Below are 16,171 nucleotides of genomic sequence, written 5' to 3' on the forward strand. Positions count from 1 at the left end.
GGCATCCTGCTGAACTGTCACAATGACTCCTTCGTCATGTTGAACAACGACGGCACTTCAAAATTGAATACGCCGGTATCGAATTGGTTGTATGCCTCGTAATCCACGAGTTCGTAGAGGCGCGCACGCGTGAGCATGCTGCCCAGCTGTCCTTGTTGTGTTCCATCGTTCTTGAGCGCATCAAGGACTTGCTCTGCGGCGCCCATGGCAATGCGGAGAAGGGTGACGGGGTAGATGACCATGTTCACGCCAACACTCTGGAGCTGGTCCACCGTGAAGAGGTCGCTTTTGCCGAACTCGGTCATGTTGGCCAGGATCGGTACGTCCACGGCGTCGCGGATGGCTTGGAACTCGCTCAAGTCACGCATGGCTTCCGGGAAGATCGCGTCCGCGCCGGCGTCCACCAGTGCTTTGGCGCGCTCCTGGGCAGCCTGCAGTCCATCGACGGCACGGATGTCGGTGCGGGCCATGATGAGGAAGTTCGGGTCCCGCCGCGCGTCGGCTGCTGCGCGGATGCGCTTGGCCGCGGTGTCGACGTCCACGACGTTCTTGCCGTCCAGGTGCCCGCAGCGCTTGGGGTTGAACTGGTCCTCGATATGGCAGCCGGCCAGGCCCGCGTTCTCGAGTTCCTGGATGGTGCGTGCCACGTTCATTGGCTCGCCGAATCCGGTGTCGGCGTCCACGATCGAGGGCAGCTCGGTCATGCGGGCGATCTGTCCGGCGCGGGTGGCCACCTCGGTAAGGGTGGTCAGGCCGATGTCGGGCAGGCCGAGATCGTTGGCCAGGACTGCGCCGGAGATGTAGACCCCGGCGAAGCCCTTTTCTTCGATCAGCCTCGCGGAGAGCGGGTTGAACGCGCCCGGGAACTGCTGCACCGTGCCCGAGGCCAGCAGTTCGCGGAGTTTGAGGCGTTTCTGTTCGGGTGTGGTTTTGGAGTACAGCATTTAGAACAGTCCCTTGGGTGCGTTGTTGAGGTTGATCACGCCGGGGGCTGCGGTGATGTTGAGTTGGTCCAGTTCGCCTTCGCCGAGTTCGGTGACGCGCCCGACGGCGGTGAGGAACCGTTCGATTTCAGTCTCTTCCACGAGCCCGGCGGCGAGGGTGCGGAACTTGTTGACGTATTGTTCGCGGGCGAACGGGCGGGCGCCGAGGGGGTGCGCGTCGGCCACGGCGATTTCATCGGTGATCACGGTGCCGTCGTTGAGGGTGATTTCCACGGACCCGCCGAAGGCTTTTTCGGCGATGTCCAGGGAGTGGTAGCGGCGGGTCCATTCCGGGTCTTCGACGGTGGTGACCTTGTGCCACAGTTCCACGGTGTCCGGACGTGCCGCGCGTTCGGGGGCGTAGGAGTCCACGTGGTGCCATGCGCCGTCCTGCAGGGCGACGGTGAAGATGTAGGGGATGGAGTGGTCCAGGGTTTCCCGGGATGCGGTGGGGGAGTATTTCTGGGGATCGTTGGCGCCGGAGCCGATCACGTAATGGGTGTGGTGGCTGGTCTTGATCAGCACGGAGGCCACGTTGGCCGGGTCCGTCGTTTCGGGGTGCTCGCGGTTGAGTTTCCGGGCGAGGTCGATCCACGCCTGGGCCTGGTATTCGGCGGAGTGTTCCTTGGTGTAGGTGTCCAGGATCGCGCGCTTCGCTTCCCCGGGCAGCGGCAACGGAACCTCGTAGGAAGCGTCCGGGCCATCCAGCATCCAGGCGATGACGCCGTCTTCGCCTTCGTAGATCGGCACGGGGGAGGTCTGTCCACGCATGGAACGGTCCACGGCCTCGACGGCCATCTTGCCCGCGAACGCCGGGGCGTGGGCTTTCCAGGTGGAGATTTCGCCCTTGCGGGACTGCCGGGTGGCGGTGGTGGTGTGCAGGGCCTGGCCCACGGACTGGAAGATCGTCTCAACATCCAACCCCAACAACGTGCCGATACCGGCGGCGGCGGACGGGCCAAGGTGTGCCACGTGGTCGATCTTGTGCTTGTGCAGGCAGATGGCCTTGACCAGGTTCACCTGGATCTCGTAGCCGGTGGCAATACCACGGACCAAGTCGGCACCGTTGGAGCCAACGTGCTGCGCGACGGCCAGGATCGGGGGGATGTTGTCCCCGGGGTGGGAGTAGTCCGCGGCCAGGAACGTGTCGTGGTAGTCCAGTTCCCTTACTGCAACGCCGTTGGCCCAGGCGGCCCACTCGGGGGACACCCGTTCCTCGATGCCGAACACCTTGGCGCCTTTGCCGTTGGCGGACGGGGCGTGGGTGAGGGCTTGGGCGCGGGCTGCGACGATCGGGGCCCGGTTCAGCGAGGCGATCGCGACCGAGGCGTTGTCGATGATCCGGTTGATCACCATGTCCGTGACCTCTGCAGATACTTCCACGGGGTCGGCGGCGACCACGGCGATTTTATGCGCCAGTTGTTCCTCGCGGGGGAGGTTCTCTTCGCTCTTGTAAACGCGGACGTGGTTGTTCTTGACCATGATGCTCCTCCTGGCAGGGCGCTTCCCGGATTCTGTGCGGCGCCTGACCCGTTGTTGTGATCTGTTTAAGAATCATAGCCGACAACCGCATATCGCTCTACCGGTCCGTATATCGGGTATGAATCCAATCTGGGACTGTGATTCACCCAAATCCGGGGGCCGGGGGGGGCGGGCGGGTTCCCGACGCCGGGGTTGTGGCCGCGCTCTCTTGTTAGCCCTCTCTTGTTCGTTTGTTCCCGGGGCTGCCGCCCAAAGCTGGCGCATGCGCAGGGTTCGATCTAGGAGGCATTTTGAAAAAGCACTTGACATACGTCACTCGACGGAGTGAACTTAGTCACGTTCCGATTTTGGTAGGCAAGAACCGATATACGGAACGTTACGAAGCTAGCCGCATCACCATCCACATCGAAGAAGGCACTATGTCTAAAGAATCAAGGCGCTCAGTTCGCCGATCACTGCTAGCAAGCCTGTTCGGCAGTACGCTGGAGTTCTACGACTTCATTTTGTTCGGACTTGCCGCAGCTCTTGTGTTTCCGCACGTGTTTTTCCCCGGAAGCTCGCCCGCAGTTGGGCTACTGAGCTCATTTGCCACATTCGCAGTGGGGTTTGTAGCCCGCCCTATCGGAGCGATCATTGCAGGCCATTTTGGTGACCGCATTGGCCGCCGCCGTATCCTGATCTTCACCCTCGCCGGCATGGGGATTGCGACCGGTGGTATCGGGCTCATTCCTTCATACGAATCGATCGGCATCTGGGCGCCTGTGCTGTTGGTTGCATGCCGGATATTACAGGGGCTTTCGTTGGGCGGTGAGTGGGGCGGGTCCGTCCTGATGGCCGTCGAACAGACAACGGGAACCAAGAATCGCGGGCTGCTCGGTAGCCTTCCGCAACTTGGCGATCCACTTGGAGTTTTGCTTGCCAATGGCGCATTCGCCTTGGTTTCCATGAACTTGCCCAAAGATGCTCTGATGTCTTGGGGTTGGCGCGTGCCGTTCATCCTAGGGATGGCGATTATTGTCGTCGGCGTCTGGACACGCGCGAAGGTGGTAGAAACTCCCGAATTCAGGAAGCGCATGGCGGCGATCGAAGCCCCGGTCCGTCAACCGTTGATTAGCCTGCTTCGAGCTCAGCCACTGAACTTCCTACTCTCCATGGGTTGCCGAGTAGGAAACGACGTAGCTTTCTACATGGTTACCGTTTTCGCTATCACCTACGTGACCCAACGTGGGTTGATGGAAAGTTCAGCAATTCTCGTTTCCACCATGGTTTCCGCGGCTCTTGGTGTGATCCTGGTGCCGGTCTTCGGGCTGATCGCAGATCGGATCGGCCTGCGGAAAATGACGCTGATCGGACTGGTTGGTCTCGGAATTGGAGTCGCCGCCTACTTCCCGCTTCTGAACCTTGGCCAGCCCGGGATTGCAATTGGTGCTGCTGTGTTCACCTGTGGTATCGCAGGAAAAGCATTCTGGGCACCGTATGCCGGTTTCCTGTCGACAATATTCCCGCCGGAAACAAGGTACACAGGGATGTCGTTCAGCTTCCAGCTTTCTGGGATCGTAGGTGGCGGAATAGCCCCGTTCGTCGCGGCCTGGATACTGGGCGTCACCGGGTCCTCAACTGGCATCACTATCTATGCTCTGGTCGCGGTTGCAGTCAGCATAATCTGTGTCTCCTTGGTGAAAAGCCACGCTACTTCGGCGCAGGACGAAACTTCCACCGTCTCCGGTACCGGCGCGATCAAAGAATCTATCTGACGAACAAAGTGATTTCACGAGGTTTCATGAACAATTGGCCTCGAAGAAGAGCCGCCACCGAAGAAAGGCCCGAAGAGATCACCGCATGAACACACAACCGCAAGCCCAAGAAGCCGTGACAGGAACCGTCCGGGTCGAATTCAACGGCCCGGTGGCCACGGTCGTGCTGGACAATCCGCGCAGGCACAATGCAATGACCAAGGACATGTGGCAGCAGCTTGAACGCCTGCTCCTCCTGTTGTCGGTCGATGAGTCGGTAAAGGTATTGGTGGTACGCGGGGCGGGAGCTAACTTTTCCGCGGGTGTAGACATTACTAACCTGAACGACATACTGCATGATCCGCACACGGGCGGGCACGATGGTGGCAATGTCACCGCTGCAGAAAACGCTCTGGCCAGATTCCAGAAGCCCACCGTCGCCGCCATCGACGGCCACTGCATAGGCGGAGGGTGGCAGATCGCAGGTGCCTGCGACATCCGAGTTGCCTCCGATCAGTCAACCTTCGGCATCACACCTGCAAAAATTGGCATAATCTACCCACTGTCCGGCATCGAACGGCTTGTGAGGCTAGCCGGGCCGGCTGCTGCGAAGTATTTGCTCTTTAGTGGGGATTTCATCACCGCTTCAGAAGCAAAGTCGCTAGGGCTCGTGGCACGCGTAGTACCTCGGTCCGGATTTTGGCAAGAAGTTGCCGAATTCGCCAGGCGTCTTGCCTCTCGTTCCCAGCTGTCCATTCAAGCCATGAAGAACATCGTGGACGTTATCGCCGAGAATGACGAGGGCCTCGGAGAGACCCACGCTTTATGGCAACGTGAAGTGACTCTGAGCGGCGAGCCCGAAATAGGTGTCGCAGCTTTCCTGGGAAAGCGGTCCCCTGAATTCAAGTGGACAGGACGTCATTCCCAGCTCTTCGAGCACTAGTTCAGCTCAGTTCCGGAAACGCTCGTCTGGCCGCTACTCGCAGTCCAGGCGAGCGTTTTCGCCAAAGACTCCCAACCACCCTACGAGACTCTCGCAGCCCGCTTCTACTGGGTGCATTAAACGCCGACATCTGAGCACATGTAAGCCTGTATTCTCCGTATCTCCAGCCCGCAGAGAGCAGCAGGGTCTTAGTCTCCGTGATCAGGGTCAATACGCATCACAAGGCAGCGCCTCAGATTCGACATTCGTCGGCTGGCGTAACTCTCGGTGGGACGCCGAGCTGCTCAGTTTGATTGCGGGGAAAGAGTGGGTTGAGGCCGCGGCTGAACGCAGCCCTCCCCGGGCGGGAGGCTCCGATGTACTGGCTAAGGACAGGGATCCATCATCGAACGCGAAGGCTTGATCGAACGAGGCTGTAGCTCGGTTCATGGAATCGCGAGGGTCTGTCTGCAGCCCCTTGAAGCATGGACCACATTGTGCAGGTCCGCTCCTTGGGTATCCTGTTCAGAATGGGGAGCGCACTCCCGATACTTCAAAGAAATCCTGAACATCCTTGAAGCTAAGGCTCGCGACAAAAACTCCGCCGCGTGCGACGGTGGAGACCAGTCCTTCGACCTCGAGCACGCGTATGGCTTCCCGCACCGGGACGCGGGACACACCAAGTTGGTTTGCCAGATCCGTCTCCCGCAGGCGGGCGCCGGCCGGGAGCTTTCCGGAAACGAAGCCGTTGCACAACGAACCGCCGGACTTGGTTGCGGAGATGGCGGAGATCTCCTTCAAGGATTGGCAGTAGTTCATCGGCCAAACGATTACGAGATGACCCGTATGCGTGCGACCGTAGGACGAACCTTCATGCGTCGAAGCCGTTTTGCAAAATCGCGGAGGTTGACTTTGCTGAAGGTCGGCAAGTCAAGCGGTAAATCGTAGCTGTCTTTGATTGCGATGGCGTACGTTACCGTCACTGGCGCCGCCGTGGCAGTTGCTTCAAAAGCCAGGTCGCGGAGTGAGATCTGGCGAACGAAGTCGGCCTTCATCGCTGGATCTTCATTGAGGAGCTCTGCTGACACAGCTCCTTGGGAAAACAGATGGCTGAGCGTTTGGCTGCCGTTGTATCGCTTCACATGAATGAGGTGTCCATCAATATGGAGAAGATCGCAGGCTTCAACGATGGTTCCGTCTTCCGTCATAACGGGCACTGTATCCATCAACAGCAGCTCTGATCGCTCCTCCGCTGCACGAGCATTGTAGACGCCCTCGTATTCCTTTGGAGTCGTATCCGGTAAGTTCAGGACATTACTGACGTCGTCGATCTTCTTCAGATCGGCATTCAGTTTTGTGGTGTAAGCCTCTTGGAGACGGAACCAGCGACCAAGGGTAAGCACGTATCTGACTGTGGCGTCCCCGACTTCGAATATCAGCCAGTTTCTAAGTGGTAGAAGCTGGCTGCGTTCGTCACCGTCTGCACTCCGGGCGATCAGGCGGACACTCTTGAGATAGCTGACTCCGCGGCGAACACCCACCTCCGTCAGCGCCGACCGGAGCGCACTCAACGTAAACTCGGTCATCGTTACCGCTTTTCCACTAAAGTTAACGGTGATTTCTTCGACTTCATCGATGCGTACGTCATCCGGTGGCGCGAATTCCAAGACTTGCTTACTCAGGTGAGTGGCGCTTCCGTCTTCCAATTCATGTTCAAGAACTTCGTTGGCCAGGCGGGCGTCCAAGTCCTTAGTGATCTGCTCGCTGGTTCGCAGGGGTTCCAGTGAATCTACGAACTGGAATTCCTCGCGGGCCGAGGAATCGGTGACGCTGATGAGCATTTGTTGGAGGACCGTTTGGACCGCATGTAAATCCGTCCCGGCCTTGAACGCGATGGAATCACCCGCCACAACAGCCCCGCTCAAGTCATCGATGCCCTGAGATTCGAGTCGGCCGGACAGTTTGCGGACGAATTCACCCTCCAGTTCGACGCCCATCTCCTTGAGGTCCGTGCCGACTGGAACTTGGACTGATTGAGTGCGAGCGGAGGCGTCTATGCGGCGACTGCGGAACTCGGTGACGTCGTCTGGTTGGAATCGCCGGGCTGCGAGGCGCAGCCCGAAGTTGCCTTCCACCACCTCCCACTCCAGTGCACCTGATCCGTAGCCGAAACAGATTGCAAACCACCTCGTAGCCACGGGCAGGAAGATGATCAGCCGATTAGACTTGTTCGTAATTTGAGCCACGCCCGGGAATAGGGCATCAAGCTCTTCAGCCCACTTCGGCGTTCGCTCCGTTGGCGTTCCAAGGTAGGCGATGGCACCTCCTGGTGCACCGAGGGAGCCTTCGATCCTTTGAAGCGCAGATTTCCCGGAAGGACGATACTTTGCGCGTAACGCCGTCTCGACATTCTGGAGGCCGTCGCGCAGTAGATAGCAATTGAACCGGAGCTTCGCTGGTTGCTTATCTACGGCCACATTTCCCCCATTGACTAGTTCGTCTTCCAAGACCACCCTAACGTTCACGGTTCGAATCCGGGAGTGCACCGGCTGTAGTTGACTCGGGGTCTTGGGGCGCTGTGAGCGCGGTCCGGTTGATTGTTTCATATTCGATGGGCGTGAGTTTGCCCAGGCGTCTTTGTCGTCGCCGGCGGTGGCAGGTCCACTCGATCCAAAGTCTGTTGGCCAGCCGGAGGCCTTGGCTTTTGCCATCGCTGAGGGTCCCGAATGTTCTTTTTGGAGCAGCGAGAAGAAGGATTCCATGGCGGCGTTGTCCATGAGTTCACAGGGATAAATGACTGGATTAGCCGGTTAACAGGGACGCACCGTCCCTGCCAACCCAGAAGAGCCGCGGCAACGCGCCGCCGGGCCCGACCTTCCAGCGGTCGCGCATTCTTCCGCCGTTGGCGCTGAAGCCGCGGTCGACGACTACCAGTTCGCCGGACTCGGTCCGAAGTTCCCAGCCCCTGCCGCCGCGCAGGTCGACGATCTCGGTGGTCGCGGGTGCTCTGTCGGTAGGGTCGTGCTCCACGCCCACGACCGTACATAGGCACGGCTGAGCGCCGTCAAGCGCCCGGACCCGGCCCGCGAGAAGATGGACAGTGCAACGACACGGAGCGGAGTCGCAGCGATGATCGACCAGATCTACTGCGAGGACCAGACGAACTGGTCGCCCGCCGACTACTACGCGCTGTGGCGATACTTCGACCGCCACGTCGAGCACGTCGGCTCGACGCCGGAGGAGACTGCAGAGCCGATGCGTCGCTCGGCCCGCGTGCGGGCCCGGAAGACTGGCGTCTGCGACGAGGAGCTGTCGGCCTTCGACGTGGCCCGCCGGAGAGCCGGTGCCTGCTCCGGGCGGTGCTGGTGTCGCAGCAGCGCTACGAGCTGGCTCTTGGGCGCTTCCCGAATCTGCGGGCGTTGCAACAGATCGCCAGCCCGTCACGCTGCGTCGGCTCAGCGCAGTATCCGTGGGCGGTGCTCGAGGCCGCCTCGTCCGGGTTCATCGCTCTGGCCTGCGCGTTGGACTACAGCCGCGCACAGCTGCGTGAGCGATTCAGCGACAAATACCAGGCCTTCGAGGAGCACATGCTCATGAAGGCGCACCCGATCTGCGTGGGCCAGGATCCCTGCACCGAAGCCCACGGCGTCGTCTACTACCTTCCCGACGTGATCCGTTTCAGTCAACGGCGATGATCGCTCGATGACTCAGGCCTGGGAACTACCCGTGTTCGAGCCCGATCCCTTGCCGCTGATCACAGCAGTGAGGAGCGCCATTGCCCCTGCCATGGTGAGTCCCTTGAGCACCGGTTTGCCCTTCTCCCAAGTGACTGCGCCGCCCTCGGCAAAAGCGTTCTTCCATTGTACGAGCTCCAGGAGCGCCTCGTGCCACTGCGCTGCGGTAATCGAGTGCCAGTCGATCTCGAGCCCGAGGGTGTCGTAGAGCTTCTTGACCGGCCCTCGCGAGTCGTCGATCATGCCGAGCACCCGGGGCGACTTCTTCCGGTGGAGCAGCCTGTTCGCATTCGCGCGGTCGGCGCTTGCCTCCATCTGGCTCATCATCTCCGCGACGCCGGCCGATAGCTCCGTGATGGCCTCTATCCGGTCCTCCTGGATTGCCCGCCGCTTCGCGTCGAGCCTGCCCGGGGAGATCGCAGCCGTGTGCTCCAGCTCGAGAGCGGAGAAGTCGTCCAGCGCGGTGAAGCACCGGGCGATTGCCCCGACCCATAGCTCGACCTGATCCCTGAGCTCCGGCAGGTGCGAGTCGAGGTCGCCGACGCGCTTATGCTGCTCCATGTCGGCGGCGACGCCTCGTAGCTTCTCAACGGCGGTGGACTGTATCTCACGGATCCTCTGTGGAGCGCCGGAGAGCTTGTCCCATTCCTGAAAGTCGATCTCGCCTTGGACCCGCAGGAAAGTCTGGGCGGAACGGAGGTGCCGCTCGACGCCGTTCAACGGGCCGATGATGGCGTCGCGCTGACCGCGGAGCACCTTGTCGATCTTTCCGTCGAGCGACTCCAGGAGCTCGCGCAGTTGTTCGGCCTCGGCCTGGCTCGCCGCATGGGCTAGCCGGCCGGCGACGCCGGAGAGCATCCCCGGGTTCGTGAGCTTCGCGCCAGCCGACGTGCTGATCTTCAACCACTGCTTGATGTCTCCGGGGCGGCCCGCCATCGCGTAGGCGACGCCTGGGACATCGGTCTCCGTCAGGCCGAACTCCTTGATCGCCTCAGCCGACTCCTCGGTGAGCTTGACCCACAGCCCCGACTCCGCGACGGCGTCCGCGACCGTGTGGGTGATCTCGGCGGCCGAGCTTCGCATCGACACGAGTGAGGTGAGTTCCTTCGCGCGCTCAAGCAGGCCGGCCGAATGCATGAAGCCTTCGACGGCACGTCGGCTACTGCCGGCGACGAGAAGGTTGTCTCCGTCTGTGATCAGCTCGACCTCGTCGGCCGGCTCGCGCAGGTCCTCAGGCTCGTCAGACTCTTCGTTCATGACTGAAGAATATCCACATCGCCATTTGGTGGCATATTGGGCATTGTTGTCCGCGCAATAGAGTAGTTCCGATAATGCCCATTAGCATGACAACATGGTCGAAATCGAGGAGGAGCATCTCAGCGAGCTCCGTGTCCGCCTAAAGGAACAGATCGAGAATATCGAGGTCAGTGCTGCCCGTTACGACGCAGGCGGAGCGGCCGAGGGGAACAGGCTCGCGGTGACCGTGAGAGTTCTGGTCCATGATACGTCTCGGAGCTCCAGCCTGCTGAAGCAGATGGGAGTCAAGGACAAGCTCCGCTGGATCGACTCGAATGGGGGTCGCGACGCGCGAAGTGCGATCATGTTCACTTCGCTCGTCGTGTTCCGCGCTCGTGTCCTCGAGGACGGGATGGAGCTAGCGGTCATACCGGTGCCGCAGTCGGAAATTCTCGAACGCGGCCTGCTGCTCGATTTCGAGACCTGGTGGCGGACCGCGCCTGTGATGGTCGGGAACGGGGAGCAAATCTCGCGGGCCGACATCGTAGACATGCTCGCGAACCAGGACGGCGGCGCGCACGTCGATCTGCTGAAGGCGCGCTTCGTCAAGCTGCTGAAGTCCGTCCCGCAGGCTGCGCCGTTCATCGATGGCGAAGGCTCCGGGATCGCGTTCGGCCTGCCCGCCGCGCCAGACGACGGTTTCGTGCGAGAGACGCTGCGCGCGGCGATGCGAACCATCGCGGAGGAGGTCTGGCTGGCTTGGAACAATCAGCTCGACATCCTAGACCCGGGGTGGCGGGATCGTCCGCGTGGCGGCGGACGGATCGGGCCGTACGACCTCATTTCGGGACGTAAAAGCCGTTGACGCGTTCCTCGCTAACGTGGCAGGCACCGGAAGAGGGCTAAGATAGTCGGTCCGCGCACCGTCGGTCCAGATTGACCGAGGCCCTGGCGCTCACACGTGCCGTCGTGTAGGGCAAGCTGCCCGCGGACGACGAGATTGAGCGCTTCGAGCCCGGTTTCGCCCTGCAGCTCCGTCAGGCCGCTTCCGAGCACTGGCGGCGGGAGGGGTGACACCGGAACCGGGCCGTCATCTCTCCACAGGGAGCACGACGTCCGCCCTCGTGACCGGGTCCGTCGTCGTGACCACCCACTGGGCCGACAGCTCGGCGTGCACGCGCTCGGCCAGCGCGAGCCCTTCTCTAGGAAGTCATGCGTGGGTGGGCTGCTCGCCGGGTCGTCATGGTCGAAGATCGCGTCCTCATCGGAGACTAGCTCGGGCCGCGGAGCAGGCTGCATCCTCCTAGCGGCTGAGAAATCGTCCCTGACTGGGTCGAATCTGCTCTGTCGGGAGGTGGCTTGCGGCTACTGCGAAAAGTTATGATCGCTACCCATGACTGTCGTGATCCTCGATACCAACGCCCTTCCGCACGGGCACTACAACGAACGCGTCCTCAACGACTTGATCGAGGTCGCGAGCCGTGGTGCCAAGATCGTGGTCCCTGAGGTCGTCGTGTGGGAGTGGGCGGAGCACGCGCGCCTCGCACAGGAGTCGCTCGCGGAGGTCATGAAACTCCACCGGGTCGACGAGACGCTGGTTGCGCGGCCCCCGCTCCCGGAGATCCCGGACATCGAAGAGCTGGTCACAAGGATCGAATCAGTGCTGCGTGGCAGAGCCACGATTTGGTCGCCCCCCGCAGGCGTGTGGCGCGATGCCCTGATGCAGCAGGTCCTGCAAATCGGCGCTGGAGAGCGCAAAGCGGGCACCAAGACCGGGGCCGCCGATGCGGTCGTTCTTGCGTGCGTCGAAGACCAGGTCTACACGGCCGAGGGTGCGGCGGTGCTGCTCACGAAGGACGATCGGCTGCGCGCCGCGTGCAAGGCGCGGTGCGAGGACGCGCTGGTCGCGAACGGTGTGGGCCAGCTGCTGCCTCAGCTCAACGCATTCGAGCCGGCTGAGGAGGACCTCGTCGTGCGCGCGATGGAAGACGTTCCCCTGTTCTTGAACGAGGAGATCGCCGACCGGGGCCAGGCTATGGCGTTCGACGATCTGGGTGTCGAATTCCAGTCGGGCACCGCCCGGCTCGCGGGGGATACCTCTCCGCGCATGTCGGCGATCCTGCTCTCCCATGTAGACATAGCGGAGATCCACGACTTCAGCATCGCCCGCGACGACACGAACCGCTACGGGCTTGCGGAACTGCGCATCTTCGGGGACATCTCGATGGTGATCGTCGAGCAGCTCCAGATCGCGCCGGTCCAGTACGCGCCGGCGCCCGAGGTCGTACCTCTGTCGATGGCGCACATCGATGTCACGGTCGCGATCAGATGGAACCACAACTGGCAGCTCGAAGGCATTGAGCCGACCGGGGTCGCCGTCGTCTCGATTCCTGATGAGGACGAGCTCGACGACGAGGACGTGCCTGAGTTCCGTGCGACCGCCTTGAGGGTTCCGGGGCGGACCGGCAGAAGCGCCAAGCTGTCATCGAGCGGCGGCTGACCGGCTCCCCGTGCCCGGTGTGCTTCCTGTTGCTGACTGATATGGGCAAACAGGCGCCCTGCAAGTGAGCCTCAATACTTGAAGAGTCAGGTAAGCGGCCTATGCGCAGCAGTCAGCAACGCTCCTACAGCCAGGCCCACTCGACCCGAACCCGGTTGATGCCCTTCTGGTCGTGCCAGCCCTTGCCGACGGGGTGCACCAGCGGCTCCACGATCAGGCTGACGAGCCTGCGCCGCGTCGCCGGGTCCAAGTTTCTGCCCGCGACCGCAGTTGGGCCCTTATAGGTGCCCTTTGCCCCGTATCGGTCATGGCATGTTGATGTTGTTTCGGTAGGCGGTGTTTTTGTTGGTGTTCCAGCCTGCGATGATGCCGGCGCCGAGCATGTGGTCGGTGAGGCGTGCGAAGCGGTAGCCGGGGTCGGTGTCGAGGGCTAGTTGGAGGTATTGGTGGGCTTTGGAGCCTCTGCCTTCCCACCAGTTGATGTAGCCGATGGTGGTGAGGATGGGGGCTGCGTGTTCGGGGCTGGTACGCGTGTATGTGTGGAGGAGCAGGTCACGGGCCGATTCGATCCTGGACCAGTTCGGTGCTGTGGTGGTTTGGGCGAAGAGGATCCGCTCGGGTGCTTCGTCGATGCCAGGGATGTCGGCCATGAGCTGGTCGCGGATATGCGGGAATTGGAAGTACGCGATGAGCTTCAGGACCTCCTGATCGGTGGGGTAATCCTTAGTGGTGAGCATTCCGGTCCAGAGCCGATGCGCCTCTTCCATCGCTGCCGCCGGCGGGCGGGTCGTGATGGCTTCCATGTAGCGTCCGACGGCGGTCGCGTCCTCCACTTTGTAGGGCGCCGCCGGGAGAGTCACTTGGTTGGTGGGTGCGATGGTGCTGCCGCGGTAGATGAATTCGGCGTTGACCCTTGAGTATTCGGTGGAGCTGATCGGGATGGCGATGTTCTCACCGGGGCGGGTGTCGTAGGGGGAGTAGGTGGTGTCGTTGACGTAGATGCCGTCGCGAATGGTGATGCCTTCTCTTGCGAGAGCGCCGGTGAGGGCTGCGATGGTGGCCCGGTGCGGCCGTGCTTCGCCTGGCGCTGGTTGTTCGGTGGTGTAGAGGGCGAAGATGATGCCGTTGGCTTGTTCGTCTGTGGTGAGGTAAGCGGCGACGGTTTGGGCGAAGTGGACCTCGTAGCCTGGTTGTTGGGGGAGGTCGATGCGGAGAGTGGCGCCGACTTTGTCTTTGTCCAGGGTGATGCAGACGAGGCTTTCTGTTGGCCAGAAGCCGATGGTGTGGCCGATGAAGCTGAGCAGGTCGGCGGGGTCTTTGATGGTGAGCGCGCTCATATTCCTGTCTCCTCGTGCGTTCTTGTTGTTGCTGAAGGGCCCGTCTTCCTGTCGCCCTCAGCTATCCATGGGCGCTTGACGTTCGGTTCACCATGACAGAACCCCGCCGGGGTCGGGCTCCGGCACTGGTCAACTGTTCGAGAGACGCGCACGCCGTGAATATGTCGAGCTGCGGTTCAGTCGTTGTGGGTTGCAGCGGTCGCCCGCAGGAAACGGGTCCACTGGGCTGCTACCGAACGCTCCTGCTCTACGCCTGAGTAGAGAGACTTAAAGTCTCGACATGGCAGTGGTAATTTTTTTTCCACCGTTTGTCTGTGTCCTGACACTGGCGCAGTAGGAGTCTGACGTCTGTCCGCACCTCGGCGGCTACTGGGGCGGACACTCTTTTCGCACTAGGAGTCCGGACTTCAGTTCTTGACAAAAGAGCGATGACGGCTTCCTTCGTGCGTGTAAAGTTCCTTCTGGGGTCTCGCGCATGCAGCAGTGCACAATGGCCAAGGCAGAACTACGGAGGGGGAGCAAATGACGCTGCTCACCGCCTTTATACGGAGCGTCGGGAAACTCGAAGAACTTGTGATCGCCTCTGACAGTCGATTGAGTGGAAATGGTCAGCGGACGGACCACGCACAGAAGGTTTTCACGCTACCAAGAACGGATGCCCTCTTTGCCTTCGCTGGTGATACTCAGTACGCTTACCCTCTGATGATGCAGATGATTTCTGCCATAGAAGCGTCGGAATTCAGTTCTGAACGGCGATTACCTCTGGGTTTCTTACTGGCCGACACCCTGAGAGTATTTCAACAGTCCTACGATGCAATCCACGGGTTTCCAGCCGGTTATACCTCCCCCATGGATCCACCGGACAATTTTTTCTAATAGGCGGTTACGACTGGGAGACCTCACGCTTTAAAGCTTGGATCTTGAAGTATAGCCCTGCAGACGGCGCATTCCGGTATGACAAGTCGATCAGTAGTACCACGCATAAGTACGTTTTTGTAGGGGATGATCCCGATGCGGTAAGGGCTGCTCGTCAAATCACTCAGAAGGCTTTTGGTACCAAGAGCGCTACACGCGTGAAAGTTGATATGGAGCCGTACCACGCACTTTCGGAGATCGCTGTTGATGAAAAATTTCCTACAGTGGGAGGAGTGCCGCAACTGGGAAAGGTTTATCGCCATTTGAACAGTCAGTTATTCCTAGTGAAATCTCCAACGGGGGGTGGGGACGTTCTGAACCACTTTGCAGGACGACCCGTTCGGGACGCGGAGCGGAGCGCCCTCCCTGTTTTTGACCCACAGTTGGGTTTTTACCTGAAGGAGCGGGGCGGGGAAGATATGGTGGCCGAGCCGGCCTGAACAGGCAGATTTCATACCCTCGATATTTGTTGGAGCAGCACCGGAGGTCCGGCCCTCGAATCAACCACCGGGGAGCCTCTACCGATACGACCTCGTAGCAGTATGGACAAGGCGCTCTTGAGGCAATATACAACCTGGAACTGCTTGCAATTCCGTCTCCGCTGGTTCCCAGACACTTTGAGTGCCGGGAATGCGGCTCGAGTTCCAACTTGATCACGCAAACCCCTCTCGTCAGAGGAGCTTCGCTTCATGAGCGGGCACACGTTGTCTCTGCCGGTTGGTGCGCGGCCTGTGCTCTGGCCGCCGCCGTGGCCCATTCATATGTAGGGGTGTCGGGTTCAGTGCCCCAGCTGGTGGGTCCACCGCCGGCCCCTTCCCAGGTTATGCCGGCTTCACGTTCCGGTTCTGTCGAAGTTCCCGGTTGGTCGACATGCGTTCATTTATCCTGTGCCGGGTGTCAACATGCCCACACGGTTGGGGGTTCGTCTCGTCGCGAGGACGGACGGCGAAGACTTGATGCGGGCTTGACACGCCGTGGGCACCGACTCATGTAGCCTCATGTAGTTCTGCGTGACGCATGAGCGGACTACAGCTTAAGGAACGTTAAGGGGGCGCTGATGATTTTGAAAGATTTGTGGAACGAAGCCAAACAAAAAGGCTGGGCAGTGGGCACTGGTGAGCTACGCGAGTTGGACTTGCAAAGCTCCGCTTGTGGTTGGGACGCCGTCGCGACGCGAAATGGTGAAGGACCGACTACAGTGCTTCGTCCTGTTACTAGGACAGCGGCAAACCCGAGATCCATTAGTGCAATACACGGACTGAATGAGCAGCCTTTGCATGTGGACGGTTCCCACATGCCTACTCCGCCAGATGCGATTGTCCTTTTCTG

Annotated in this window: 14 protein-coding genes and 1 pseudogene; 7 read left to right on the forward strand and 8 right to left on the reverse strand. The window is 60.7% G+C overall.

Annotation, left to right across the window (positions count from 1 at the left end; all coding sequences use genetic code 11):
- Positions 1 to 17: 17 nt before the first annotated feature.
- Together prpB and LDN75_RS09525 are read right to left on the reverse strand one after the other, a co-directional pair.
- Positions 18 to 944, reverse strand: coding sequence for a methylisocitrate lyase (gene prpB, locus LDN75_RS09520; protein ID WP_223937047.1), 927 nt, complete (start codon positions 942 to 944; stop codon positions 18 to 20).
- The gene (locus tag LDN75_RS09525) at positions 945 to 2,465 is read right to left on the reverse strand and encodes an MmgE/PrpD family protein (RefSeq protein ID WP_223937048.1); all 1,521 of its coding nucleotides are present in this window, start codon (positions 2,463 to 2,465) and stop codon (positions 945 to 947) included. It lies immediately after the preceding gene.
- A 419-nt stretch (positions 2,466 to 2,884) separates the two neighbouring features.
- Here LDN75_RS09525 and LDN75_RS09530 point away from each other — a divergent pair, with 419 nt between their 5' ends.
- Both LDN75_RS09530 and LDN75_RS09535 read left to right on the forward strand, forming a co-directional pair.
- The gene (locus LDN75_RS09530) at positions 2,885 to 4,219 is read left to right on the forward strand and encodes an MFS transporter (RefSeq protein WP_223937049.1); all 1,335 of its coding nucleotides are present in this window, start codon (positions 2,885 to 2,887) and stop codon (positions 4,217 to 4,219) included.
- 115 nt (positions 4,220 to 4,334) lie between these two features.
- Positions 4,335 to 5,141 (forward strand): enoyl-CoA hydratase/isomerase family protein, encoded by an 807-nt coding sequence (locus LDN75_RS09535; RefSeq protein WP_223937050.1) that lies wholly within the window; start codon positions 4,335 to 4,337, stop codon positions 5,139 to 5,141.
- Positions 5,142 to 5,645: 504 nt separating this feature from the next.
- On the opposite strand, the gene LDN75_RS09540 is transcribed toward LDN75_RS09535, so the two are convergent.
- The 4 genes and pseudogenes from LDN75_RS09540 to LDN75_RS09555 all read right to left on the reverse strand — a co-directional run bounded on the left by LDN75_RS09540 (position 5,646) and on the right by LDN75_RS09555 (position 8,150).
- The gene (locus LDN75_RS09540; protein ID WP_223937051.1) at positions 5,646 to 5,939 is read right to left on the reverse strand and encodes a GntR family transcriptional regulator; all 294 of its coding nucleotides are present in this window, start codon (positions 5,937 to 5,939) and stop codon (positions 5,646 to 5,648) included.
- Positions 5,940 to 5,950: 11 nt separating this feature from the next.
- A complete protein-coding gene (locus LDN75_RS09545) occupies positions 5,951 to 7,726 on the reverse strand; it encodes a DUF6119 family protein (protein ID WP_223937052.1) in 1,776 nt (591 codons plus the stop codon).
- Positions 7,635 to 7,894: pseudogene (locus LDN75_RS09550) on the reverse strand (hypothetical protein); the annotation flags it as partial. The gene LDN75_RS09545 and the pseudogene LDN75_RS09550, both read right to left, overlap by 92 nt.
- Positions 7,895 to 7,922: 28 nt before the next feature.
- Complete coding sequence (locus LDN75_RS09555) at positions 7,923 to 8,150, reverse strand: hypothetical protein (protein ID WP_223937053.1); 228 nt, start codon at positions 8,148 to 8,150, stop codon at positions 7,923 to 7,925.
- 335 nt (positions 8,151 to 8,485) lie between these two features.
- Between LDN75_RS09555 and LDN75_RS09560 the strand changes: the two genes are divergently transcribed.
- On the forward strand, positions 8,486 to 8,815 hold the full coding sequence (locus LDN75_RS09560; protein ID WP_223937054.1) for a hypothetical protein: 330 nt from the start codon (positions 8,486 to 8,488) through the stop codon (positions 8,813 to 8,815).
- A 12-nt stretch (positions 8,816 to 8,827) separates the two neighbouring features.
- Here the strand turns inward: LDN75_RS09560 and LDN75_RS09565 are convergent, their stop codons facing one another.
- Positions 8,828 to 10,111, reverse strand: a complete 1,284-nt coding sequence (locus tag LDN75_RS09565) for a hypothetical protein (protein ID WP_223937055.1) — start codon at positions 10,109 to 10,111, stop codon at positions 8,828 to 8,830.
- A gap of 94 nt (positions 10,112 to 10,205) precedes the next feature.
- Between LDN75_RS09565 and LDN75_RS09570 the strand changes: the two genes are divergently transcribed.
- Together LDN75_RS09570 and LDN75_RS09575 are read left to right on the forward strand one after the other, a co-directional pair.
- A complete protein-coding gene (locus LDN75_RS09570; RefSeq protein WP_223937056.1) occupies positions 10,206 to 10,955 on the forward strand; it encodes a hypothetical protein in 750 nt (249 codons plus the stop codon).
- Between the two features lie 528 nt (positions 10,956 to 11,483).
- The gene (locus LDN75_RS09575) at positions 11,484 to 12,590 is read left to right on the forward strand and encodes a hypothetical protein (RefSeq protein WP_223937057.1); all 1,107 of its coding nucleotides are present in this window, start codon (positions 11,484 to 11,486) and stop codon (positions 12,588 to 12,590) included.
- Positions 12,591 to 12,895: 305 nt separating this feature from the next.
- On the opposite strand, the gene LDN75_RS09580 is transcribed toward LDN75_RS09575, so the two are convergent.
- Positions 12,896 to 13,927 (reverse strand): DUF4192 domain-containing protein, encoded by a 1,032-nt coding sequence (locus tag LDN75_RS09580; RefSeq protein WP_223937058.1) that lies wholly within the window; start codon positions 13,925 to 13,927, stop codon positions 12,896 to 12,898.
- Positions 13,928 to 14,449: 522 nt separating this feature from the next.
- On the opposite strand from LDN75_RS09580, the gene LDN75_RS09585 reads away from it, so the two are divergent.
- Together LDN75_RS09585 and LDN75_RS09590 are read left to right on the forward strand one after the other, a co-directional pair.
- The gene (locus LDN75_RS09585) at positions 14,450 to 14,803 is read left to right on the forward strand and encodes a hypothetical protein (protein WP_223937059.1); all 354 of its coding nucleotides are present in this window, start codon (positions 14,450 to 14,452) and stop codon (positions 14,801 to 14,803) included.
- 44 nt (positions 14,804 to 14,847) lie between these two features.
- Entirely contained in the window at positions 14,848 to 15,282 is a 435-nt protein-coding gene (locus tag LDN75_RS09590) for a hypothetical protein (RefSeq protein WP_223937060.1), read from the forward strand.
- Positions 15,283 to 16,171: the final 889 nt, after the last annotated feature.

This window comes from Arthrobacter sp. StoSoilB5, from assembly GCF_019977235.1.
In the GTDB taxonomy this organism is placed as follows: domain Bacteria; phylum Actinomycetota; class Actinomycetes; order Actinomycetales; family Micrococcaceae; genus Arthrobacter.

Bases quoted from the DNA above. Each gene is read 5' to 3' on its own strand.
- prpB (WP_223937047.1), bottom strand. From the start codon at position 944: ATGCTGTACTCCAAAACCACACCCGAACAGAAACGCCTCAAACTCCGC.
- LDN75_RS09525 (WP_223937048.1), bottom strand. From the start codon at position 2,465: ATGGTCAAGAACAACCACGTCCGCGTTTACAAGAGCGAAGAGAACCTC.
- LDN75_RS09530 (WP_223937049.1), top strand. From the start codon at position 2,885: ATGTCTAAAGAATCAAGGCGCTCAGTTCGCCGATCACTGCTAGCAAGC.
- LDN75_RS09540 (WP_223937051.1), bottom strand. From the start codon at position 5,939: ATGAACTACTGCCAATCCTTGAAGGAGATCTCCGCCATCTCCGCAACC.
- LDN75_RS09545 (WP_223937052.1), bottom strand. From the start codon at position 7,726: ATGAAACAATCAACCGGACCGCGCTCACAGCGCCCCAAGACCCCGAGT.
- LDN75_RS09565 (WP_223937055.1), bottom strand. From the start codon at position 10,111: ATGAACGAAGAGTCTGACGAGCCTGAGGACCTGCGCGAGCCGGCCGAC.
- LDN75_RS09570 (WP_223937056.1), top strand. From the start codon at position 10,206: ATGGTCGAAATCGAGGAGGAGCATCTCAGCGAGCTCCGTGTCCGCCTA.
- LDN75_RS09575 (WP_223937057.1), top strand. From the start codon at position 11,484: ATGACTGTCGTGATCCTCGATACCAACGCCCTTCCGCACGGGCACTAC.
- LDN75_RS09580 (WP_223937058.1), bottom strand. From the start codon at position 13,927: ATGAGCGCGCTCACCATCAAAGACCCCGCCGACCTGCTCAGCTTCATC.
- LDN75_RS09585 (WP_223937059.1), top strand. From the start codon at position 14,450: ATGACGCTGCTCACCGCCTTTATACGGAGCGTCGGGAAACTCGAAGAA.